23 protein-coding genes and 2 pseudogenes are annotated in these 21,636 nt (G+C 66.6%); 14 read left to right on the top strand and 11 right to left on the bottom strand.

The features are described 5' to 3' along the window. Positions 1-27: 27 nt before the first annotated feature. Positions 28-1,698, bottom strand: a complete 1,671-nt coding sequence (locus A5780_RS00480; protein ID WP_369829499.1) for an acyl-CoA synthetase — start codon at positions 1,696-1,698, stop codon at positions 28-30. A 160-nt stretch (positions 1,699-1,858) separates the two neighbouring features. Here A5780_RS00480 and A5780_RS38780 point away from each other — a divergent pair. The 3 genes and pseudogenes from A5780_RS38780 to A5780_RS00495 all read left to right on the top strand — a co-directional run. Continuing rightward, positions 1,859-2,230, top strand: a pseudogene (locus A5780_RS38780) (FAD-dependent oxidoreductase); the annotation flags it as partial. Positions 2,231-2,232: 2 nt separating this feature from the next. Further along, the gene (locus A5780_RS40565) at positions 2,233-2,418 is read left to right on the top strand and encodes a hypothetical protein (protein ID WP_064907434.1); all 186 of its coding nucleotides are present in this window, start codon (positions 2,233-2,235) and stop codon (positions 2,416-2,418) included. Between the two features lie 176 nt (positions 2,419-2,594). After that, positions 2,595-3,482 carry a proline iminopeptidase-family hydrolase gene (locus A5780_RS00495; RefSeq protein WP_064907469.1) on the top strand — a complete coding sequence of 296 codons (888 nt, stop codon included), beginning with the start codon at positions 2,595-2,597 and terminating at the stop codon, positions 3,480-3,482. A gap of 315 nt (positions 3,483-3,797) precedes the next feature. On the opposite strand, the pseudogene A5780_RS42925 reads toward A5780_RS00495, so the two are convergent. Next, positions 3,798-3,926, bottom strand: a pseudogene (locus A5780_RS42925) (acyl-CoA dehydrogenase); the annotation flags it as partial. Between the two features lie 6 nt (positions 3,927-3,932). After that, entirely contained in the window at positions 3,933-4,127 is a 195-nt protein-coding gene (locus A5780_RS00500; protein WP_064907435.1) for a hypothetical protein, read from the bottom strand. 176 nt (positions 4,128-4,303) lie between these two features. On the opposite strand from A5780_RS00500, the gene A5780_RS00505 reads away from it, so the two are divergent. Next, positions 4,304-4,906, top strand: coding sequence for a chloramphenicol phosphotransferase CPT family protein (locus A5780_RS00505; protein WP_064907436.1), 603 nt, complete (start codon positions 4,304-4,306; stop codon positions 4,904-4,906). Positions 4,907-5,492: 586 nt separating this feature from the next. Here the strand turns inward: A5780_RS00505 and A5780_RS00510 are convergent. From A5780_RS00510 to A5780_RS00540, 7 genes are all read right to left on the bottom strand, one after another. After that, entirely contained in the window at positions 5,493-6,731 is a 1,239-nt protein-coding gene (locus tag A5780_RS00510; protein WP_063013824.1) for an acyl-CoA dehydrogenase family protein, read from the bottom strand. A gap of 46 nt (positions 6,732-6,777) precedes the next feature. Next, a complete protein-coding gene (locus A5780_RS00515) occupies positions 6,778-8,163 on the bottom strand; it encodes an acyl-CoA dehydrogenase family protein (protein WP_063013822.1) in 1,386 nt (461 codons plus the stop codon). A 121-nt stretch (positions 8,164-8,284) separates the two neighbouring features. Beyond that, on the bottom strand, positions 8,285-9,079 hold the full coding sequence (locus A5780_RS00520; protein ID WP_063013820.1) for a hypothetical protein: 795 nt from the start codon (positions 9,077-9,079) through the stop codon (positions 8,285-8,287). After that, positions 9,079-9,972 (bottom strand): ABC transporter ATP-binding protein, encoded by an 894-nt coding sequence (locus tag A5780_RS00525; protein ID WP_063013818.1) that lies wholly within the window; start codon positions 9,970-9,972, stop codon positions 9,079-9,081. Before A5780_RS00525 ends, A5780_RS00520 begins: the two co-directional genes overlap by 1 nt. 67 nt (positions 9,973-10,039) lie before the next feature. Further along, positions 10,040-10,825 (bottom strand): histidinol-phosphatase, encoded by a 786-nt coding sequence (gene hisN / locus A5780_RS00530; RefSeq protein ID WP_227462794.1) that lies wholly within the window; start codon positions 10,823-10,825, stop codon positions 10,040-10,042. 60 nt (positions 10,826-10,885) lie between these two features. Next, positions 10,886-11,692 carry an SDR family oxidoreductase gene (locus A5780_RS00535; RefSeq protein WP_064907438.1) on the bottom strand — a complete coding sequence of 269 codons (807 nt, stop codon included), beginning with the start codon at positions 11,690-11,692 and terminating at the stop codon, positions 10,886-10,888. A 145-nt stretch (positions 11,693-11,837) separates the two neighbouring features. Beyond that, positions 11,838-12,425 (bottom strand): NADPH-dependent FMN reductase, encoded by a 588-nt coding sequence (locus A5780_RS00540; protein WP_064907439.1) that lies wholly within the window; start codon positions 12,423-12,425, stop codon positions 11,838-11,840. Between the two features lie 132 nt (positions 12,426-12,557). Between A5780_RS00540 and A5780_RS00545 the strand changes: the two genes are divergently transcribed. The 9 genes from A5780_RS00545 to A5780_RS00580 all read left to right on the top strand — a co-directional run bounded on the left by A5780_RS00545 (position 12,558) and on the right by A5780_RS00580 (position 20,372). Continuing rightward, the gene (locus A5780_RS00545) at positions 12,558-13,415 is read left to right on the top strand and encodes a helix-turn-helix domain-containing protein (RefSeq protein WP_064907440.1); all 858 of its coding nucleotides are present in this window, start codon (positions 12,558-12,560) and stop codon (positions 13,413-13,415) included. A gap of 83 nt (positions 13,416-13,498) precedes the next feature. Beyond that, the gene (gene prfB / locus A5780_RS00550) at positions 13,499-14,611 is read left to right on the top strand and encodes a peptide chain release factor 2 (RefSeq protein WP_063013808.1); all 1,113 of its coding nucleotides are present in this window, start codon (positions 13,499-13,501) and stop codon (positions 14,609-14,611) included. 127 nt (positions 14,612-14,738) lie between these two features. Beyond that, on the top strand, positions 14,739-15,596 hold the full coding sequence (locus A5780_RS00555) for a mechanosensitive ion channel family protein (RefSeq protein ID WP_063013854.1): 858 nt from the start codon (positions 14,739-14,741) through the stop codon (positions 15,594-15,596). Beyond that, on the top strand, positions 15,583-15,741 hold the full coding sequence (locus A5780_RS39685; protein ID WP_156055619.1) for a hypothetical protein: 159 nt from the start codon (positions 15,583-15,585) through the stop codon (positions 15,739-15,741). The genes A5780_RS00555 and A5780_RS39685 overlap by 14 nt, the downstream gene beginning before the upstream one ends. 74 nt (positions 15,742-15,815) lie before the next feature. Then, the gene (gene ftsE, locus A5780_RS00560; protein ID WP_063013806.1) at positions 15,816-16,505 is read left to right on the top strand and encodes a cell division ATP-binding protein FtsE; all 690 of its coding nucleotides are present in this window, start codon (positions 15,816-15,818) and stop codon (positions 16,503-16,505) included. After that, positions 16,505-17,410: a permease-like cell division protein FtsX gene (gene ftsX, locus A5780_RS00565; protein ID WP_063013804.1), complete on the top strand. Its 906-nt coding sequence runs from the start codon at positions 16,505-16,507 to the stop codon at positions 17,408-17,410. Before ftsE ends, ftsX begins: the two co-directional genes overlap by 1 nt. Positions 17,411-17,602: 192 nt before the next feature. Then, positions 17,603-19,723 carry a DNA helicase RecQ gene (gene recQ / locus A5780_RS00570; protein ID WP_064907441.1) on the top strand — a complete coding sequence of 707 codons (2,121 nt, stop codon included), beginning with the start codon at positions 17,603-17,605 and terminating at the stop codon, positions 19,721-19,723. 145 nt (positions 19,724-19,868) lie between these two features. After that, entirely contained in the window at positions 19,869-20,120 is a 252-nt protein-coding gene (locus tag A5780_RS00575; RefSeq protein ID WP_146098649.1) for a hypothetical protein, read from the top strand. Positions 20,121-20,135: 15 nt separating this feature from the next. Next, a complete protein-coding gene (locus tag A5780_RS00580) occupies positions 20,136-20,372 on the top strand; it encodes a hypothetical protein (RefSeq protein WP_030515490.1) in 237 nt (78 codons plus the stop codon). A gap of 7 nt (positions 20,373-20,379) precedes the next feature. Here the strand turns inward: A5780_RS00580 and A5780_RS00585 are convergent, their stop codons facing one another. Then, positions 20,380-20,748: a hypothetical protein gene (locus A5780_RS00585; protein WP_064907442.1), complete on the bottom strand. Its 369-nt coding sequence runs from the start codon at positions 20,746-20,748 to the stop codon at positions 20,380-20,382. 340 nt (positions 20,749-21,088) lie between these two features. On the opposite strand from A5780_RS00585, the gene smpB reads away from it, so the two are divergent. Next, positions 21,089-21,562 carry an SsrA-binding protein SmpB gene (gene smpB, locus A5780_RS00590; protein ID WP_063013852.1) on the top strand — a complete coding sequence of 158 codons (474 nt, stop codon included), beginning with the start codon at positions 21,089-21,091 and terminating at the stop codon, positions 21,560-21,562. Positions 21,563-21,636: the final 74 nt, after the last annotated feature.

Consider the following 21,636-nt stretch of genomic DNA (forward strand, 5'->3'; position numbering starts at 1 on the left):
GTACCGTACAACTGGTCGGGTGACCGGTTATGTGATCTGGTATTCCACCAGTGCCCGGCGCAGCAGCTTGCCGGTGGCGTTGCGCGGCAGATCGTCGAGGAACACCACGTCACGAGGCACTTTGTAGCGGGCCAGGGTGCCCTTGACGTAGGCCTTGATCTCGTCCGGATCCAGGGTCGCGCCGGGCTCGGGCACGACGAAGGCGCGCAGGCGTTTGCCGAATTCCACGTCGTCCACGCCGACCACCGCGGCGTCGAAGATGTCCGCCCGCTCCAGCAGTAGGTTCTCGACCTCCTGTGGGAAGACGTTCTCGCCGCCGGAGACGATCATGTCGTCGTCGCGGCCGTCGACGAACAGCAGCCCGTGCTCGTCGAAGTGGCCGACGTCGCCGGAGGACATGTAGCCGTCGATGATCTGCTTGTGCCGACCGTCGGTATATCCCCCGAAGGGTGCGCCGGACCGAATGAATATGCGCCCCTTGACATTCGCGCCGTGCACACGCTTGCCGCTCTCGTCGAACAACGCCACCTCGCAGGTGACGGGCGCGCGGCCGGCCGTACCCGGGGCGAGGGCCAGATCGGCCGGCTGGGCGACCGTCGCCACCGCGCATTCGGTGGAACCGTAGAGGTTGTAGAGCACCGGGCCGAACGCCTCGGTGGCGCGCACGGTCAACTCCGGGGACAGCGCCGATCCCGCCAGCACGATGGATCGCAGTGAGGACAGGTCGTACCGCTCGCGCACGGCCGGATCGAGTTCGACCATCCGATGCAGCATCGTCGGCACCGCAACCAGCAGGTCGACCTCGTGTTCGGCGATCAGGGCCAGGGTCCGCTCGGCGTCGAAGCGGCGCATCATCACCGTCGTCGCGCCCAGCGCGGTGGCGATCAGCCAGGTGGCCTGGCCCGTGCTGTGGAAGATCGGCGACACGATGAGCATCGTGCCCTGCGCCGGGAACGGGATCCGATCGGTGATCTGTGCCGAGGCGATCGGCGAAACCGCCTCCCGGGGAGCGCCTTTCGGCAGGCCGGTGGTGCCGCTGGTGAGGATCACGAAGCCGCCCGGCTTGGCCGGCAGCGGCAGCTCGGTCGGTGGATGGGCCGCGATCAATTCCTCGATCGTTATTGCGCCCGTGGGCAATTCGGCGCCGTCGTCGACCCAGGTGATCACCCGCGGCAGCTCCGGCGGCAGCGCGTCGAGCAGGCCGACGAATTCACTGTCGTGCAGCACCACCTTCACGTGCTCGCGCTCGCAGACCTGCGCGAACTGAGGTTTCGCGAAGCCGGTGTTCATCAGCGCCAGCCGTGCCCCGGCCTTCCCGGCGGCCGCCATCGCCAGCAGCAGTCCGCGATGATCGCGCGCGAGAATGCCGATCACCGTTCCGGGTTCGACGCCGAGCGATTGCAGGCCGCGGGCCAGCCGCGTGGAGTTGTCGTCGAGTTCGCGGAAGGTCATACTCCCGTGCTCGTCGACCAGCGCGGGCCGCTGCGGCCACATCCGCGCGGCATGCCGGACCATCGTCGCCTGCGGTCCGAGCCGGCGCCCCTCCTTCGCCGACAACACCGTCTCACCCAGATTGCGCGGGTCGATCAAACCGCGCTCCCGCAGCACATTCAGCGCCCGCACGGCCTCGGTCACCTCGACCGCCTTGCGCTGCACCCCCTGCAGAATCGACCCGATACCGACGCCCACGTCAACCACCTCCACACGACCCGATCGCGTGCTGGGGACGGTAGCAGCCGCAAGTGTGACTTGGTACACACTTCCGGTCAACAGCTTGGCCTCGATTGTGGGTGGCGACGTGTGACGCACGCCATAGCGTCGGGTGTCATGTTTCGCGCGCCGGCGGTGTCCCGAGAGCATGACCGAACACAACACACACCACAGGATCGTCGTCATCGGTGGCGGTTACGCCGGAACGGTTGCCGCCAACCATCTGCGGATTCGTACCGATGTCCATATCACGCTGGTCAATCCGCGTCCGGAATTCGTCGATCGGGTCCGGCTGCATCAGTTCGTGGCCGGTACCGGTGCCGCCACGGTCGACTACGGCACGCTGCTCGGTGCGGGCATCGAATTGGTCGTCGACAGAGCTACGCGCATCGACACGGCAGCCCGGGTCGTCCGGCTGGCGTCGGGCCGCGCCGTGGACTACGACCACGTCGTCTACGCGGTCGGCAGTGCGTCTGCGATACCGTCGTCGGTGCCCGGCGCGGCCGAACTCGCCTTCCCGGAATGCCGAACTTGCGGATGGACGCGGTCAACTGCAACAACGCGCCCGCCATCGCCGCCTACGCCGACGACCACCTGGTAGGCGTCTACCTACTCGAAGTCGTCGACGGCAGAATCGCCAACTTCTACGCCATCCGCAACCCTGACAAACTCGCCACGCTGGGGGTACGTCGCCGGATCAGTCGATAGCGATCGAGCGGGGACGGCGATCACCCGCACCCGTGCAATCCGCGGATGCATCGACGCACCACGCCAGACCATTGTTGCCAACGAATTGGCCTCGGTTGTGGAACCGCGTCGCTAGTAATTCGCCGGCGTGGTTATCTCGGATATGTCTACGCGCTACCCGTTCGAGAGGAGTGGATATGCGTTCGGAAGAAGGTCGTATCGACGTTCCCGGCGGGCGCGTCTGGTATCGGTCGCTCGGCGAGAACGGAACTCCGCTCCTGTGCCTGCACGGGGGGCCGGGCTTTCCGCACGATTATCTGGAGGCGCTGGCGCAGATAGCCGGTGAGCGCCGGGTCGTCTTCTACGACCAGCTCGGCTGCGGCAATTCCGATCGGCCGAGCGATACCTCGCTGTGGACCGTGGACCGGTTCGTCGCGGAACTCGTGGCCGTGCGTGCGGCGCTGGGCTTGGAGCGCGTCCATCTGCTCGGCAATTCGTGGGGCGGGATGCTGGCCCTGCAGTACACGCTCGACCGGCAGCCGGCACTGGACAGTCTGGTGCTGGTCGGTGCTCCGGCAAGTATGCCGCGGTGGTCGAGGGACTGCGCGGAACTGCTCGAGGAGGAGCCGGCCGAGGTGCGAGAGACGATCCGGCGGCACGAGGCGAGCGGGTTCACCGGGTGCCCGGAGTATCAGGCCGCGACGCTCGGCTTCTATCGCAAGCATGTGTGCCGGCTGCGGCCGTGGCCGGTCGGGCTCGAACGTGCTTACGCGGCAGCGGGTTACGAGGTTTACCACACCATGATCGGACCCAGCGAGTTCACCGTGACCGGTTCGTTGAAAGAGTGGGACGTCACCGAACGGCTGGGGGAAATCGGCGTGCCCACCCTGTTGATCGGCGGCCGGCACGACGAATGCCGTCCGGCGCATCTCGAGGATATGCGCCGCCGCATCCCCGGCTCGCGAATGGTGACCGTCGAGGACGCCTCGCACCTGTGCTTCGCCGAGCAGTGGGACGCGTTCCACGCCGAGCTGACCGGCTTCCTCGCCGAGGTGGAAGGCAGGCCGGCCCAGCCGACGGCGTGAATCGACCTCGGTCCTTCGCTCGGGGTGACCTCCAGCGCCTCGAACGGGACCTACGGCACGGGATCGGGAACCGTCAGCGCCCTACCGTCGAAGGTGTACACCGAGGAGCGGCAGTGCCGCAAGGGAGGATGACACCATGAACTGGCCGACCGCCGCAGTCCTGATCGCTCTCCTCTTCACGATCATGGTCATCGTGACGACCTACCTGACCGGCCGCTTCTCCAAGCGGTAACCGGCCGTCGGCCGGTCCGGTGTAGGGCCGATCGGTGAACCGGTGCGAGTCGGACCCCCATCGGTTTTCCGTTGTCCCGCAACCTACTTCAGCTGCGCGCTGCTCAGCTCCAGCACCCGCCGGGCCACGATCAGCTGCTGAATCTGCTGCGTGCCTTCGACGATGACCAGAATCTTTCGGCTCAACGACTGCGACAGCAATGAGCGCAAAGATCGTGTTCAGCGGGTCGCTGCGGTGTTCACCCCTCTGATGGCCATCGGACCGAAGATGTCGTCGTTGTCGCGAATCAGTGCGGTGAACCGGTCACCGACTTGTCTTGTGGGATATACCTTCTCGGCGGTGCCGTCGACGGCGTTACACGTATGCAGCATCGCGGCCTCGATTTCGCCGCGGCCGAAGTCGTCGATCGCCAAGCGGATCGAATCACACCGTGGTGCCACTGAGCTGGAAAGAAGGATCGCCGATACAGCACCTGGTGGTCCTGAGTGCTGCGCCGCATTGGGACGGCGGATCGTGGTTGTCGCTGTGTGCGGTGGTCTTTGTCGCCGGCTCTCGGGTTGACGCGAAAGCGATCGGATAACGTGGGTGGATGCGGAGCGTTGAGCGTCCTTCGCGGGTGATTTTCCTCAACGGCACGTCGTGCGCGGGAAAGACCACGTTGGCGCGGGCCATCCAGGATGAGAGTGACGTCCCGTTCGTCTACTGGGGGATCGACACCCTGTTCAGTCTGGTGCCGCCGAACTGGGGTGGTGGGCGCGACGGCCGGCTTAGTCGCGACGGTTTCTGGTACGACCGGACTGGCCAGGATGCAGACGGTCATTCGGTGCTGGTCGTCCGTTACGGCCAGGTCGGGTACCGCATGCTGCGGTCGGGGTGTGCTGCGGCTGCTGAATTCGCTCGGGGTGGTGATCATCTGGTCATAGACGAGATGTTGCTTTCCCCGGATCTGCTGCCGATATGGCTGGATGAATTGGCCGGCCTGGATGTTCAACTGGTCGGTGTCACCTGTCCGCTCGCTGTCGCCGAGCAGCGGGAACTGGTTCGTGGCAAAACGATCGGGTTGGCGCGAGGCCATCTGGCCACAGTGCACGATCACGGTTTCCCCTACGACGTGATTGTCGACACGACTACTGCGACGCCCGCCGAACTGGCCCGAGTTGTACTGCATCGAGAGCAGACTGCCGGCCAGTGACGTTGTTTGGCCGTGGTGGTGGTCGGTATGCGTACATGGGTGGGCGAATGCCCATCACGTAGTGACGCGTAGCGCCCTCGAGGCTGGAGGGGCGCGGGAACACAATGCAGGGCCGACCACCACCAGGGCCACGCGGCCGAAGGACGCCCACGTCGGTAGACCGCATCGGCGGGACCTCGGCAAGGTAACTGGTCTTTTGACCAGCGATTATGTCGATTTTTGTTTGCTTTTTGTGTTTCGTTGCTACCAGGGGGTGGTAGCCATCGATCGGGTCGGGAATCAGAAAGAATCCATTTGAAGGAGATGAGGACGATGGGTTCATTCGGACTCGATACCAGTGTCGCCTTTACTGCCGCTCTGCGGTGGATTGAGCTGATGTTCGGAATCGACCTCGGCGTCCACTGACGGCGGCGTGTGACAGGTTGCTGACCGCCGGTAGCTCACTACCGGCGGTCAGTCCTTTGCCGGGCCGGTTTCCCGGCTTATCCGGCTTCTGTTCCAACCCCGCCTTGGAAAACGCCGGAGGTGAAAGAACCGGTGCGAGTGATGAAGCGAACCCGCACCGGGTTTTCCGTTGTCCCGCAACCTACTTCAGCTGCGCGCTGCTCAGCTCGAGCACCCGCCGCGCCACGATCAGCTGCTGGATCTGCTGCGTGCCTTCGAAGATGTCGAGAATCTTCGAGTCACGGCTCCACTTCTCCAGCAGGGTGCGCTGGGAGTAGCCCACCGCGCCGGCCAGTTCGACGGCCTTCAGGGTCACGTCGGTGCCCATGCGCCCGGCCTTGGCCTTGGACATGGAGGCTTCGAGGGAGTTGGGCTTCTTGTTGTCGGCCATCCACGCCGCGCGCAGGGCGAGCAGGTAGGCGGCTTCCCAATCCGATTCCATGCGAAGGAATTCCGCCGCGGCGGCGGACTGGTTGTTGGCGGGGATGTCGTAGGAGATCTCCACGCCGGACTCCTCGAGGATCTTGCGCAGTTCCTCGAGTGCGGCGCGGCCGACGCCGATGGCCATCGCGGCCACCAGCGGGCGGGTGTTGTCGAAGGTCTGCATGACCCCGGCAAAACCCTTCTCCACGTTGACTTCCGGGCTGCCGAGGATGTTGTCGGCCGGAATGCGGCAATCCTCGAGGCGCAGTTCGGCGGTGTCGGAGGCCTTGATGCCGAGCTTGTGCTCGAGGCGAGCTACGGTGAGGCCCTTGGCATCTCGCGGCACCACGAACGACTTGATCGCCGCGCGGCCCTTGGACTTGTCCACCGAGGCCCACACCACGATGTGGGTGGCGCGCGAGCCGGCGGTCACGAAGATCTTGGTGCCGTTGAGGACCCACTCGTCACCGTCGAGCACCGCGGTGGTCGACACGGCCGCGGAGTCCGATCCGAAGGACGGTTCGGTGATGGCCATCGCCGCCCACACCTTGCCGAAGCGCTCCAGCTGCTCGTCGGTGGCGACCGCCGCGATCGCGGCGTTGCCCAGTCCCTGGTAGGGGATCGACAGCATCAAACCGACGTCGCCCCAGCAGGTTTCGAGCGCATTCAGCAGAGCCGACATGTTGCCGCCGTTGCTGTTGCCGAGCAGTTCGGTGGAGTGGCTGTCGGCGGCCTCCTCACCGGACTTGGCCTTGCGGCCGCCGGTGGCGCCGGAGATGTCCTGGGTGCCGGAGTCGGCCAGGCCCTCCACCATGGCTGCCATGGTGTCGAGCTCCACCGGGTATTCGTGCTCGCCCAGGTCGTACTTGCGCGAGATGGGGCGGAAGATCTCGGCGGCGACCTGGTGGGCCTGGTTGGCGCTGGCCCGCAGCTTCTTGGGGAGTTCGAGATTGATCATCGGAATGTCTCCATCAATACGGTTCAGGGGGTCGAGGAGACCCGGATCAGATCAGGACCACACCTTCGGCGACGCCGATCGCCCGCAGATCGCGGTACCAGCGCTCGACCGGGTGTTCCTTGGTGTAGCCGTGGCCGCCGAGCAGCTGCACGCCGTCCAGGCCGATCTGCATGCCCTTGTCGGTGGCGAACTTGCGGGCCAGCGCCGCCTCCCGGGAGAAGGACAGCCCCTGCTCCGCGCGTGACGCACCCCGCAGAGTCACGAGCCGCAGGCCGTCGAGTTCGATGGCGATATTGGCGACCATGAACGCCACCGCCTGCCGGTGCGCGATCGGCTCGCCGAACGCCTCGCGCTCCTTCACATACGGCTTGACGTAGTCCAGTACGGCCTGGCCGGTGCCGACCGCGAGCGACGCCCAGCCCAGGCGGGCCAGCCGCACCGCGTCGGCGTATTCCTCGGCGCGCTGGGCGGCGTCGCCGTCGCCCAGGATGGCCTCGGCCGGAACCGCGACGTTGTCCAGGATCAGCCGGCCCAGACCGGCGGCGCGCAGGCCCATACTCGGATCGGCCTCGATCACCACACCCGGCGTATCCGATTCGACGATGAAAAGCGCGGGGCGGCCGTCGATTTCGGCACCCACGATGAACAGCTCGGCGTCGGCGGCGGCCGGAACCAGGCTCTTGACGCCGTTGATCCGGTAGCCGCTGGGGGAGCGGGTGGCCTTGGTCTGCAGCGCGAACGGGTCGAACAGTGCCCGCGGCTCGCTGATCACGACCGAGGACTGCGGCACGTTCTCACCCGTGAAGGCGCCCAGGTAGGTCTGCTGCTGTGCGTCCGAACCCCACTGCGACAGCGCGACGGCCACACCCGACGGGGCCAGAATCGGCAGCGCCAGGCCCATATCTCCGTGCGCGAGCGCCTCCGCGACCAGCGAGTTGGTGACCGCGCCGCGCTCGGTGGCCGCACCCTCGAGCTCCTCGGGCACGTTGATCAGCGTGATGCCCAGTTCGGCGGCGCGCTCGAGCAGATCCTTGGGCGCCTGGGCCGCGCCGTCGGCCTCGTAGGCCGCCGGGCGCAGGATCTCCGCGGCGAATTCGCGCACCGTCTCGACGATCATCTGCTGCTCGTCGGTGGGGGTGAGGTCGAAGTAGTCCTTACTGCGGGACTCGTTGGCAGGCAAGCGCTTCGGTTTACCGCCACCGGATACCTTGCCGAATGCGCGGGTGGCTGCGCCGAGCGTGCGGAAGCCGGTCTTGGTGCCCTCGTAGGTCAGCCGTTCGATGGGCTTGCGCAGGTTGTACTTCTCGGCCAGTTCGGAACCGGTAATGGTCGTCATGACCCGCATGGCCGCGCCCATCCAGTCACGCTTGACCGGGTTGAGGCCGACGGCGGAATCCGGACGTCGCTCCGTTGCGGTGTCTCGAGTGCTCATAGTCACCAGTCTTCTCGGGTATGGGTTTCGGGTGATCGGGTCCCAGGATCTTACTTGCGAGTAAGTCTATCTTACTCCAGAGTAAGAAGGCAGTCGAGTGCCGATCGGTCTGTATCGATTCTCATACCCCGGCGATGTCGCGACGATCGAAAATCGGCAGCGAAGCGACCACGAAGACAGCCGCGGCCACCACGAGCCACAGATAGCCCGGCCGCAGTCCCGCGCCCATCGGGCCGTCGGACAGCGCCTGTTCGAACGGCGACCACCGGCCCCACGGGCGCACCGCGTCGACGATCTTCGACGCCGCGTACAGCACATAGGCGGCCACCGCGGCCACGCTCGCCACCGCGACCGCGACCAGGCGGCGACCGGAAGCGGCGCCCACCGCCAAGGCCAGCCCGCCGAACGGCGCGGCCAGCGCGATCATGGCGATCGATCCCGTCGCCGCGGCCCCGACGCCGATATGCATCCCGAATATCGCCGAGAACACGACAACGGAGGCGAAAAGCACGGTGCCGAGCACCACCAGGCCGGTGAGCAGCACCGCGACCTGTTCCTGCACGAGCCGCACCGGCGTCACCCGCGTCACCAACAACACCTCGAGGGTCCCGGACTCCTCCTCCCCGGCGATCGCGCGGGCGCCGCGCGAGACCGAGAAGACCAGGAACAGAATGGGCAGCATGATGCTGTAGAGCTCGGTGTTGAGAAAGCCTGTGCCGGTGAGGAAGTCCTCGATCCCGAGCAGCTTCCGCAATGCCGGCGGGTAGTTGTCGACCATCTGCCGGAGCCCGGGGATGTTCGATATCGACGGCCACAGCGCCGATTCCAGCAGTACCAGCGCGACGATCCCGAGGCTCCAGCCGATCAACCCGCGCCGTTGGTCACGCAGGCATTTGACGAACACCGTGCTGAACATCAGCTGTCCTGTCCGTAGTAGGTGAGGAAGACCTCTTCGAGATCGGGTTCGTGGCTGATCACGTCGACCACCCCGTAGGGTGCGACGAACTTCAGGAGTTCGGCCGTCGAGCCGTCCACCTCGACGTGCAGCACCGGACCGGCGCCGCTCACCGATCGCACCCCGCCGACGGCGGCCAGCAGCTGCGGTTCCGGAGGTGTGGAGGCGAAGGTGAGGTCGAGCCGCCGCAGCGATTGTGCCGCCAGTGCCGCGACCGACCGGACTTCGACCAACCGGCCCCGCCGCAGAATCGCCACCGTGTCGGCGACCGCCTGCACCTCCGACAGCACGTGCGAGGACAGGAATACGGTGCGCCCGGCGTCGCGGGCCTCACGCAGCAGAGTCAGGAATTCTCGCTGGACCAGCGGATCCAGCCCTTGGGTCGGTTCGTCGAGCACGAGTACGTCCGGTTCGCCCATGAATGCCTGCACCAGCCCGACCTTCTGCCGATTGCCGTGCGACATCGCCGAGATTCGAGCCGATGTGTCCAGGTTCAGGCGTTCGGCCAATTCGCGGGGAACCGCCGGATCGACGTCGCCGCGCAGCCGGGCCAGGTAGGTCAGATACCGCTCGGCGGTGAGATTCGGATAGGCGACGAATTGGCCGGGGAGATAGCCGATATGGCGCTGGGCGGCCGATCGGTCACGTCCGACGTCCGCGCCCGCGACCGTCACCGAACCGCGGCTCGGACGCATCAGGCCGACGAGTATCCGAACGGTCGTCGTCTTACCGGCCCCGTTGGGTCCCAGGTATCCGAAGATCACTCCGGGCGGAACCTCGAGGTCCAGGTCGAGCAGTGCCGGCGTGTGACCGTAGAACTTGGTCAGGCCGCGCATCGCGAGCATCGGTGGCATGGTCCCAGACTGCGCGGCCGGGGCCGGACAGAGCAGAGCCCTGCGAACCCGTGGGGACGGACTTATGTCACCCGCGCAGCGCCTCGAGTACGGAGTCGTGCAGCAGTCCGTTGGTGGCGACCGCGCTGCCGTGATGCGGTCCGGGGGTTCCGTCCAGGGCGGTGAAGCGGCCGCCGGCCTCGCGCACGAGCACATCGAGCGGCGCGAGGTCCCACAGCGAGACCTCCGGTTCGGTGGCGATATCGAGCGCGCCCTCGGCGAGCAGGCAGTAGCCGAAGAAGTCGCCGTAGCCGCGGGTGCGCCACACCTGATCGGTCAGGTCGATCAACTGCTCACGCAGCCCCAGGTCTCGCCAGCCGGACAGGCTGGAGATCGCGAGACTGGCCGAATTCAGCCCGCCGACCTCGGAGACCGTGATCGGCTTCGGCTCCCCGTCCTCGAAACGGGTCCACGCGCCGGAACCCGTTGCGGCCCACCAGCGTCGGCTCAACGCGGGCGCGCTGACGACGCCGACGACCGGAACGCCGTCCTGCAACAGCGCGATCAGACTGGCCCACACCGGAACTCCGCGCACGAAGTTCTTGGTGCCGTCGATCGGATCGATCACCCACTGCCGTCCGATGAACTCGGCCTCACCGCCGAACTCCTCACCGAGCACGGCGTCGTGCGGACGCCGCTCGATGAGAATGTCGCGCAGCGACCGCTCCACCGCCAGATCCGCGTCCGAGACCGGGGTCAGATCCGGTTTGCTGTTCACCTTCAGGTCGAGGGCGCCGAAACGATCACGGGTGATCGCATCGGCCGCATCGGCCAACAGCAGGGCAAGGTCGAGATCGCCGGCATGATCGGTCACACGGCCACCGTAATGGGCGGACCCGATCGGAGCCATTCGCGGTCTCGCCGGGGCCACGAGCTACTGCTGCGGATTCCAGACCGCGGGCCAGTCCTTACCGCGGAAGGCCGCATCGATGCCGCCGTCGCAGAAGATCACCGAGCCCACGAAGAAACCGGCCTTGTCCGACAGCAGGAAGGCCGCGAGGTCGGCGATCTCCTCCGGCCGACCGGGCCGCCCGATCGGGGTCATGGCGAGGAACTGCTTCATGCCCTCCCCGGTGAGCGCGTCCTTGCTGCCCTCCTGAGTCATCGGGGTGTCGATGATGCCGGGCGCGATGGCGTTGAGGCGGATGCCGTCGGCGATGTACTCCGCCGATTTCGTCCGCGCGTACCAGGCCAGGGCCGCTTTCGTCGCCGGATAGGCCTGGATCGCGCCCAGGTCGCCGAACGATTCGGCGATGCCGCGGGCGCGTTCCTCGTCGCCGGCCAGGCAGGCGTCGGTCAGTTCCACCGGCCAGAGTGGTTGTGTCGTCGTGGAATTCGACGACACCAGTACCACCGAGGCGTTGCCGGACTCGCGCAGCAGCGGCCGCAGCCCCTCCAGCAGCGCGATCGCGCCGAAGTAGTTCACCGACACCACGAGCCCACCGGGCCGCCCGGTCGCGGCGGCGACACCGGCGAAGGGCAGGAATCCGTCCAGCCGGCCCGCACTGATCCGGAAGACCTCGGCGACCGCGTGCGCGCGTCCCTCGGCCGTGCCCAGATCGGCGGTCACCTCGGCGTCGCGCAGATCGACCCCGATGACCCGGTGCCCTTCCTTCTCCAGGTGGGCGGCGACGGCCGCCCCGATCCCCGACGCGCTCCCGGTTACGGCGATGGTCCCCATCGACCCTCCTGTTTCGGCTGGATGAAACCACGAATCAGATATTCGAATCGAGGCTAGTTGTGGGCTCCCGTCGTGTGGAGGGTCGTTCCACTGAGCGGGCCCGGCCGAGCGTCTGTGACCGGCCCATGCCACCGCGAGCCGTTGTTCACGCCGCGACCCGCGCCGCAGCCAAAGCGCTCGCCCACCAATGCAATTGGTCGAGCATTCCCGCTGCCGCCGCCTCGGATTCGCCCGGTGCGGTCCACCGTCCCTCGGCGTCGAACTGCTGGTAGTACCGGGGGAAGGACACATAGTCGCGGATCGTGTGCGCGTTCAGCTCGGCGAACACCTGCCGCAGGTGAGCGATGGCGTTCAGCCCGCCACTCGCCCCGCTGTAGCCCACGAAGCCGATCGCCTTGCGGTCCCACTGCGTGTAGTGCCAGTCGATCGCCGTCTTGATCGAGGCCGGGTAACTGCTGTTGATGTCGGGCGTGACGATGACGATCGCATCCGCGGCATCCAGACGCCGGGTCAGATCGACCATGCCGGCGGGCCGCGGCGGATTCGGTTCCATTCGCGGGGGAACCGCCGGCAGTGCGACGGGCAGATCGGCAACGGCGAGATCGATGAGGTCGACCTCGAATCCGTCGTGCCGTCGGGCCTGTTCGGCGAACCACTCACCGACCACCGGCCCGAAGCGGCCCTCCCGGACGCTGGCGATGACAACTGCGAGCCGCATTGTGCTGCTGGACATTTCGGATCTCCTTCGGAAAGCGTCGTTCGCTGTCGTCGACTCTGCCGTCCGGGCGTGAGGCCAGGGAGCCCGCTGCGAGGGTGGTAGTGAGAGGGATACCCTCGGCGCGCCCCGCGCTGTTAGCGTCGATCTGTGAGCGATAACGAGCTGGGGCTTTTCCTGCGTACTCGGCGTGCGGCGGTCACCCCCGCCGAGGTCGGGCTTCCGGCCGGGCCCCGCCGCCGCACCCCGGGGCTGCGCCGCGCCGAACTCGCGACACTCGCCGGAGTCAGCGTCGAATATCTGATCCGGCTGGAGCAGGGCCGAGACCGGCATCCGTCGGCGAGCGTGCTGTCCGCATTGGCCGATGCCCTTCGATTGAGCCCGAGTGAGCGCGTCCAGCTGCATCGGCTGGTCAAATCCGCCGATCCCGGATTCAGCTGTACGGGCGGCGCGCTGCCCAATCGCCTGGTCCGGGCCGCGGTGCAGACCATTCTCGACCGTCTCGCACCGGCGCCCGCGGCCGTCTTCAACCGCCTCGGTGAGGTTTTGAGCTGCACCGATGGCTATCGCGCGCTGGTCGGCGGCACCGGCCTGCTCGATCACGGCCTGCCCGCGGGCTACCCGCGCTGGCTGTTCACCGATCCGCGTGCCCGCATCGTCTACCCGGAGTGGGACCGTCGTGCCGATCTCGCGGTAGCCAACCTGAAGGCCGGTCCCTTTCGCTCGGATCCGACCATCGCCGCGCTCGCCGACGAGCTGACGCTGCTGGCGGGTGCGGAATTCACCCGTCGTGTCGCCGACATCGCCGGGCTGCCGGATACCAGCGGTATCAGCCGGATGGACCATCCCGAGGCGGGTCCGCTGCGGCTGGCCTACGAACGGCTGGACCTGTCCGCCGACGACGACCAGTACATCCAGGTCCAGCTGCCTGCCGACGACGCGACGGCCGCGGCCCTCGATGCGCTGCTGGGCCGCCGCCCGGGTGGATTGCGCGCGGTATCGGGCTGAGCCGGCCGCCCGCCGCATCGCCCGGGCTGCCGGCGACTCGCCGCATTTCACCGCCACCTGCGCGAGCGGTAGATTGGACAACCGTGCATCCTGACGTTTCCGCTGATCTCGCCGAACTCGACACCACGTTGAAGACTGTCGAGTCGGTACTCGACGTGGACGAGCTGCGCCGTCGCATCGACGAGCTCGAACATCAGGCCGCCGACCCGGAGCTGTGGAACAACCAGGAACACGCCCAGCAGGTGACCAGCGAGCTGTCGCACGCCCAGGGTGAGCTGCGCCGCGTCACCGAACTGCGGCAGCGGCTCGACGATCTGCCGGTGCTCTACGAACTCGCCGAAGAGGAAGAGGGCGAGGCCCGCACGTCCGCCCTCGCCGATGCCGACGCCGAACGGGCCGCGCTGCACGCCGACGTCGAGGCGATGGAGGTGCGCACGCTGCTCTCGGGCGAGTACGACAAGCGCGAGGCGCTGGTCAACATCCGCTCGGGCGCCGGTGGTGTGGACGCCGCCGACTGGGCGCAGATGCTGATGCGCATGTATGTGCGCTGGGCCGAGCGCCACAAGTATCCGGTCGAGATCTACGACACCTCCTACGCCGAGGAGGCGGGCATCAAGAGCGCCACCTTCGCGGTGAAGGTGCCCTACGCCTACGGCACCCTCTCGGTGGAGATGGGGACCCATCGCCTGGTGCGGATCAGCCCCTTCGACAACCAGGGCCGTCGCCAGACCTCCTTCGCCGAGGTCGAGGTGCTGCCCGTGGTCGAGGGCACCGACCATATCGAGGTTCCGGAGTCGGAGATCCGCGTCGACGTGTATCGCTCCTCGGGCCCGGGTGGCCAGAGCGTCAACACCACCGATTCGGCGGTGCGGATCACCCACCTCCCGACCGGCATCGTGGTGACCTGCCAGAACGAGAAGTCGCAGCTGCAGAACAAGATTTCGGCCATGCGCGTGCTGCAGGCCAAGCTGCTGGAGCGCAAACGGCAGGAGGAGCGCGCCGAGATGGACGCGCTCAAGACCACCGAGGGCGCCTCCTGGGGTAACCAGATGCGCTCGTACGTGCTGCACCCGTACCAGATGGTCAAGGACCTGCGCACCAACTTCGAGGTGAACAATCCGTCCTCGGTTCTCGACGGTGATATCGACGGTTTCATCGAAGAGGGAATCCGCTGGCGGATGCGCCAGGACGCGTGAAACCCGCCTATCACGGCACAATCACGGCATATCGGTCGGTCGCCGGTCGTAGTAACCTGTCTGGCGTGTGTTCGGGCGGCAGATCGGCTTGTGTCGGTGCACGGTTGATACCGGAAAGGATGCGCCGATGACGACGACTCTCGCCACCGGATCCGGTGCGGAATTCACGTCGTGGCTGCGCGGCAGCGGGCTCGAGATCGTGCTGCTGATCGTGGGCGCGATGCTGTTCAGCCGCTTCGCCACCTTCGTGCGTGACCGCATCACCCGCCGCATCGACGCCGGTTTCCAGAGCAGCGATTCGCTGGTGCGCACCGAGGCCGCCAAACATCGCCATGCACTGGCCCAGGTCATCACCTGGGTGGTGCTGTCCATCGTCTACTTCCTGGTGTCGCTGGAAGTGTTGCAGCGCTTGGGCTTTCAGCTCGGCGGTCTGGTCGCTCCGGCCGCGGTGCTGGGTGCCGCGCTCGGTTTCGGCGCCCAGCGCATCGTGCAGGACCTGCTCGCCGGATTCTTCCTGATCACCGAGCGGCAGTACGGATTCGGTGATGTGGTGCGCATCGCGGTCACCGGGCAATCCGAGCCGGCCGAAGGTACCGTGGAGGACGTCACGCTGCGGATCACCACATTGCGCAATCCGGACGGGGAGGTCATCACGGTGCCCAACGGGCAGATCGTGAAAGTGACCAATCTGTCGAAGGATTGGGCCCGCGCGGCGATCGATGTGCCGGTGCCCGCCACCGCCGATATCACCAAGGTCAACGAAATCCTGCACGAAGTGGGCGCCAAAGCATTTCAGGATCGCCGCCTGAAATCGCTACTGCTGGACGAACCTACGGTGATGGGCCTGGAAGATCTCACCGTCGACCAGATGAACATTCGGATGGTGGCCCGCACACTGCCGGGTAAACAATTCGACGTCGGACGCGAGCTGCGAGTGCGTGTCGCCGCGGCGCTGCGTCGGGAGGGTTTGAGTGAAACCGCGTAAATCGACCGCGATCTTGGTCAGTGTCTGGGTCGCGACGCTCGTGCTGTATCTGTTCGTGAAGCCGGCCACGCCGGACCATTCCGGTTTTCCCAACATCGCGAATACCGTTTCCGGTTCCGCGCTGACGACCGCGCCGGCCCGCTGACCTCTCTGTGACAAGTCGCATGCTCCGGAGTGGGCCGGGGTGTGCCATGACTTCGCTGGCTACACTGGCACCTCGTGATCACCCTGCGGAACGTCACCAAGTCATATAAAACCTCGACGAGACCCGCGCTGGACAATGTTTCGGTCGAGGTCGACAAGGGCGAGTTCGTCTTCATTATCGGACCGTCCGGGTCGGGTAAATCGACGTTCATGCAACTGTTGCTGAAAGAGGTCAAGCCGACCACCGGCGAAGTGCATGTCGCGGATTTCCGGGTCGACCGGTTGCCGGGACGACGGGTGCCCAAGCTGCGCCAGCGCCTCGGCTGCGTCTTCCAGGATTTCCGGTTGTTGCAGCAGAAGACGGTCGAACAAAACGTGGCGTTCGCGCTCGAGGTGATCGGCAAGAATCGCAAATTCATCAATCGGGCGGTGCCGGAGGCGCTGGACCTGGTGGGTTTGTCCGGTAAGGCGGATCGCCTGCCGACCGAGCTGTCCGGCGGTGAACAGCAGCGGGTCGCGATCGCCCGCGCGTTCGTGAACCGGCCGCTGGTACTGCTCGCCGACGAACCCACCGGCAACCTGGACCCCGACACCAGTCAGGACATCATGATGTTGCTGGAACGCATCAACCGCACGGGCACCACGGTGCTGATGGCCACCCACGACAATCACATCGTCGACGCCATGCGCCGGCGCGTGGTCGAACTCGATCGCGGCCGCCTGGTCCGCGACGAGGCCACCGGCGTGTACGGGGTGGGCCGGTAATGCGCGCGAGCTTCCTCTTCGGTGAGGTCTTCAACGGCCTACGCCGCAACGTCACCATGACCATCGCGATGATCCTCACCACCGCTGTCTCGCTCACCATGCTCGGCGGCGGCATGCTGGCCGTCCGGATGGCCGACAAGACCGAGCAGTACTTCCTGGACCGGCTCGAGGTGCGGCTGTACCTGACCGAGGACGTCTCGGCCAACGATCCGGACTGTTCGCAGGACCCGTGCAAGGCGCTGATGTCGGCGCTGAAGTCCGAGACCGGCGTGGAATCGGTGCAGTTCCTCAATCGCGAGGAGGCGGTCCGGGAGGCGAAGGAGAAGACCTTCAAGGATCAGCCGGAGCTGGCCAAATACGTCAGCGAGTCACCCCTGCCGGCCTCGCTGCGCGTCAAGATGACCGACGCTTCGCAGTATCCGCGCATCTTCAAGGACTTCCAGGGCAAACCCGGGGTCGGATTCGTGCGCAACGACAAGGACATCGTCGACCGGCTGGTGAGCCTGTTCGACGGCCTGCGCAACGCGGCCTTCGGCCTGGCGGTACTGCAGGCCCTGGCCGCCCTGCTGCTGATCGCGAATATGGTGCAGATCGCGGCGTTCACGCGCCGGGAGGAGGTCGGCATCATGCGGCTGGTCGGTGCGACGCGCTGGTACACCCAGCTGCCGTTCCTGCTCGAGGCGGTGGTCGCCGCGCTGGCCGGGTCGGTGCTGGCGGTGATCGGACTGATGATCGCGCGGCCGCTGGTCATCGACCGCGCCCTCGGCGACCTGTTCGCGTCGAAGGTCTTCCCGCGCATCACCGGCGACGACATCGCGGTGGTGGCGCTGACCGTGGTGCCGGTCGGCATCGTGTTCGCCGCGCTGACTGCCTACGGCACACTGCGCTACTACGTGCGCGAATAGGGTCGTTCCGGGTTCCAGCCGGAGCAGAGCAGCAACGCGAGAATCGCGCTGGCGTCGTTCGGTGTTGCCGGTCGCATCGGGGCGGAGTCGGTCACGTCGGCGGAGACTATCAATCGGTGGTGGTTCGCAGAATCGACAGCAACGGGTGCGGCTGTGGATTGGGGGTTCGGATCGTCGGTGGTGGTCCGTAGGATGGCTGGCGTGAATTCCCCGGAGACGCTCGAGACGGCCGATGCTTCGTCGCGCACTGTGGAAACCGATGCGGCGCAACAGATTCTGCAGCGTGTATTCGGGTACGACAGTTTCCGGGGATTACAGCGCGAGATCGTCGATCAGGTCGTCTCCGGGGGCGATGCGCTCGTTCTGATGCCTACCGGCGGCGGCAAGTCGCTGTGTTATCAGATTCCGGCGCTGGTGCGGCCGGGGGTGGGTGTGGTCATCTCGCCGCTGATCGCGCTGATGCAGGATCAGGTCGACGCGCTGACCGCGCTCGGGGTGCGGGCCGGATTTCTCAACTCCACCCAATACCCGGACGAGCGGCGCACGGTCGAGGCGCAGTTCGTCGCCGGGGAACTGGATGTGTTGTATCTGGCGCCGGAGCGGTTGAAGCTCGAATCGACCGCGGAATTACTCGATCGCGGCAAGGTGTCCGTATTCGCCATCGACGAGGCACACTGTGTCTCACAGTGGGGCCACGACTTCCGGCCCGACTATCTGGCGTTGTCGGTACTGCACGAACGCTGGCCCGACGTGCCGCGGATCGCCTTGACCGCCACCGCCACCGAGGCCACACGCCGCGAGATCACCGAGCGGCTCGACCTCACCGGGGCCAAGCATTTCGTCGCGGGTTTCGACCGGCCCAATATCCAGTACCGGATCGAACCGAAGAATCGCGCCGATCAGCAACTGCTGTCCTTCATCCGCACCGAACATCCGGGGGAGGCGGGCATCGTCTACTGCCTGTCTCGCAATTCGGTCGAGCGGACCGCGGAATTCCTGTGCCGCAACGGAATCGAGGCGGTGCCCTATCACGCCGGTCTGGACGCGCGTACCCGCGCCACCAACCAGGCCAGGTTCCTGCGCGAGGACGGGCTGATCGTCGTCGCGACGATCGCCTTCGGGATGGGCATCGACAAACCCGATGTGCGGTTCGTGGCACATCTGGATCTGCCCAAGTCGGTGGAGGGCTACTACCAGGAGACCGGTCGCGCCGGCCGCGACGGCCTGCCGTCCACCGCCTGGATGGTCTACGGCCTCAATGATGTTGTGCAGCAACGCAAGATGATCGACTCCTCCGAAGGCGACGCGGCGCACCGGCGGCAGTTACAGCTCCACCTGGATGCGATGCTCGCGCTGTGCGAGACCGTGCAGTGCCGCCGCACCCAGCTGCTCAACTACTTCGGCCAATCCGGTGATACCTGCGGTAACTGCGACACCTGCCTGAATCCGCCGGAATCCTGGGACGGCACGGTCGCCGCGCAGAAGGTGCTCTCGGCGGTGCTGCGGCTCAAACGCGAACGCGGGCAGAGCTTCGGCGCCGGACATATCGTCGACATCCTGCTCGGGAAGTCGAATCCGAAAGTGTTGCAGCACAAGCACAACGAGTTGAAGGTGTTCGGCGTCGGCGCCGATTTGCGCGATACCGAATGGCGCGGCGTGATCCGCCAGTTGCTCGCCCAGGGCCTGCTCGCGGTGCACGGCGAATACGGCGTGCTGACCCTCACCGAAGCCAGCGACGAGGTGCTGTTCAAGAACCGCACGGTCCTCATGCGCCGCGAGCCGGAACGCGTGAAGCCACCGCGCGCGGCCAAGGCGAAGGCGTCCCGCCTCGCCGCGGCCGAGCTGGCGCCCGCCGCGGCAGACCTGTTCGAACAGCTTCGTGCCTGGCGTGCCTCGGTCGCCAAGGAGCAGGGCGTTCCCGCCTACGTCGTCTTCCACGACGCCACCCTGCGCGATATCGCCGGCCGTGCCCCCGCGACCCTGGCCGAACTCGGCGGCATCAGCGGAATCGGTGAGAACAAGCTCGCGAAGTACGGCGAAGGTGTCCTCGAAGTGGTCGTGGGATTCGATGCGGGTAGCTCGGTCGGGGCGGCGGAGGCGCCGGCCCCGCGTCCGAACCGAGCCGAGCGACCGGCCGGCCGGCGCGGCTCCTCCCGCGCAGCCGCATCGGGTGCCCGCCCGCGCCCGGAACCGTCTCGCGGCCCGGTCACACGCTCGAGGTTCGAGGCCGCGGAACCGGCAGCCCCGAACGATTCGGTGAACCGGGACATCCCCGACGCCGATTTCGAGCCCCCGCCGGACGACTTCTACTGAACCGCTCGGTGCATCGGCGTGCCCGCTCACCAGCGCGGACGGTGGTTGCGGTCGCTGTGCGCGCCGGTGTCGACCGCCACGCCGGACTCGGGGTGGCGCCCGTTCCACGTTTATCCCTCCGCCCGGCGCGGGTAACCGTCTCGCCGTGACACATGGGCAGGACGGAGTGATCGAAACCAACGGGTCGCCGAAGAACCACGACCCGGCTTCAGGCGCCGATTGGGCCGTCTCGGCCACGCCGGATCCTTCCCGGCTCGGGGTGCGGCCTCTGGGCCGGATCGGCATGACCCGGCAGTTGCGACGAGCCCGCACCGGCATGCGGCCCTCGACGCTGGCCCTGATCACTGTCTGGATTGCCGTCTTGGCGCTGTATCTGGCGGTGCGACCGGGCGGATAGCGGTAGCGTGCCGCTATGTCCCACGACCATCACGACGACCGCTCCGATCAGTCGTCGGATTCCGGCCCCGGCGGCGATCCGCCGGATGCCGCGAAACCCGGACCTCGCCGCACCCGAGCGGATTCGGTCGAGGCCGGGTGGCTGCGCCCGCACGCGAACCCGCTCGGTCGCCCGCGGCTGACGACCGTGGTGCTGCTACTCGCGTGGATCGCCTTGCTGATTCTCTATCTGCAGGTCCGCCCCGGCGGCTGACCGCGCGTCAGCAGTCGGTGCTCACCCGCTCCCACATCATCGCGTTCTGCCAGCCGTAGCGCTGAAAGGCCCAGTCCTGCACGGTCTTTGCGACGAGCTCGAAGGCGGGTGAGTGCGGGGTTCCCCAGCGCGCGGTGTCGCGCACGCTGGCGCGGAACTGCATGCCCGGCCCGCCCCCGCCGTATTCGACGATATAGCCGCGACCGTCGTCGGGATCGATGCGCCGATCCATCTCGACGCGCAGATAGTGTTGGGCCGCAGGCGAACCCGGGCGTTCGACGACGAGTTGGGGTTCTCGGTAATCCAACTCGGCCAGGAGATCGTGTAGTTGCGCATCGGTCGGGTCGTCGAGTACACGATCCGAGGCGGTGCTCACTCTGAATCTGGGTACCGTTGTCACGCAACCATTTTGCGCGCTCACTCGGCGATGGGCACACAAAATCGGTTCCCGGCGGTGGGGATGTCCGCATTCGTCCGCTGCCGCCGCCTGCCGGTGCGGTGGTTTCTCCCGCGACACCGGCGCCCGGGCGGCGCGGGCGGGTTGCCGGAGACCGGCCGGCCGTGAGCCGGATCACGGCATGTTCCGCGTGGGAATTTCGTTTTCCTTCTGTTCGGCGGCCGTGTAAACCGGACAGGTCCGTACGCTCAGCGGGCGTCGAGGCACAATGACAGCGTGGAGCGCCGCCGAGCTGCGCGGAGTCGAGGGAAAGGTGTTCATGAAGGAGAAGGGGCGCAAGGTCATCGCCACCAACCGCAAGGCGCGGCACAACTACACGATCCTCGACACCTACGAGGCGGGGATCGCGCTGGTCGGTACCGAGGTGAAAAGCCTGCGGGAAGGTAAGGCGTCGCTGGTGGACGCCTACGCCACCATCGACGACGGGGAGGTGTGGCTGCGTGGCCTGCACATTCCCGAATACGGGCACGGCACCTGGACCAACCACGCCCCGCGCCGCACTCGGAAACTGCTGCTGCACCGTCGCGAGATCGACAAGCTCACCGGCAAGACCAAGGAGAGCTCACAAACCCTCGTCCCGCTGTCGATGTATTTCGCCGACGGCAAGGTGAAGGTCGAACTGGCGCTGGCCAAGGGTAAGCAGGACTACGACAAGCGCCACGACCTGGCCCGCCGGACCGCGGAGCGAGAGGTGACGCGCGAACTCGGCCGGCGCGTGAAAGGTATGCACTGACCGGCGGGAATGTATGACGGCGAAGTGATGTTAATATGAACAGCCCGGCCCACCAGCCGGGTGTTCAACTGAGT

The organism is Nocardia sp. 852002-20019_SCH5090214, assembly GCF_001665865.1.
In the GTDB taxonomy this organism is placed as follows: Bacteria; Actinomycetota; Actinomycetes; order Mycobacteriales; family Mycobacteriaceae; genus Nocardia; species Nocardia nova.

Bases quoted from the DNA above. Each gene is read 5' to 3' on its own strand.
- A5780_RS40565 (WP_064907434.1), top strand. From the start codon at position 2,233: ATGCCGAACTTGCGGATGGACGCGGTCAACTGCAACAACGCGCCCGCC.
- A5780_RS00495 (WP_064907469.1), top strand. From the start codon at position 2,595: ATGCGTTCGGAAGAAGGTCGTATCGACGTTCCCGGCGGGCGCGTCTGG.
- A5780_RS00505 (WP_064907436.1), top strand. From the start codon at position 4,304: ATGCGGAGCGTTGAGCGTCCTTCGCGGGTGATTTTCCTCAACGGCACG.
- A5780_RS00510 (WP_063013824.1), bottom strand. From the start codon at position 6,731: ATGATCAATCTCGAACTCCCCAAGAAGCTGCGGGCCAGCGCCAACCAG.
- A5780_RS00515 (WP_063013822.1), bottom strand. From the start codon at position 8,163: ATGAGCACTCGAGACACCGCAACGGAGCGACGTCCGGATTCCGCCGTC.
- A5780_RS00520 (WP_063013820.1), bottom strand. From the start codon at position 9,079: ATGTTCAGCACGGTGTTCGTCAAATGCCTGCGTGACCAACGGCGCGGG.
- A5780_RS00525 (WP_063013818.1), bottom strand. From the start codon at position 9,972: ATGCCACCGATGCTCGCGATGCGCGGCCTGACCAAGTTCTACGGTCAC.
- A5780_RS00535 (WP_064907438.1), bottom strand. From the start codon at position 11,692: ATGGGGACCATCGCCGTAACCGGGAGCGCGTCGGGGATCGGGGCGGCC.
- A5780_RS00540 (WP_064907439.1), bottom strand. From the start codon at position 12,425: ATGTCCAGCAGCACAATGCGGCTCGCAGTTGTCATCGCCAGCGTCCGG.
- A5780_RS00555 (WP_063013854.1), top strand. From the start codon at position 14,739: ATGACGACGACTCTCGCCACCGGATCCGGTGCGGAATTCACGTCGTGG.
- ftsX (WP_063013804.1), top strand. From the start codon at position 16,505: ATGCGCGCGAGCTTCCTCTTCGGTGAGGTCTTCAACGGCCTACGCCGC.
- recQ (WP_064907441.1), top strand. From the start codon at position 17,603: ATGGCTGGCGTGAATTCCCCGGAGACGCTCGAGACGGCCGATGCTTCG.
- A5780_RS00580 (WP_030515490.1), top strand. From the start codon at position 20,136: ATGTCCCACGACCATCACGACGACCGCTCCGATCAGTCGTCGGATTCC.
- smpB (WP_063013852.1), top strand. From the start codon at position 21,089: ATGAAGGAGAAGGGGCGCAAGGTCATCGCCACCAACCGCAAGGCGCGG.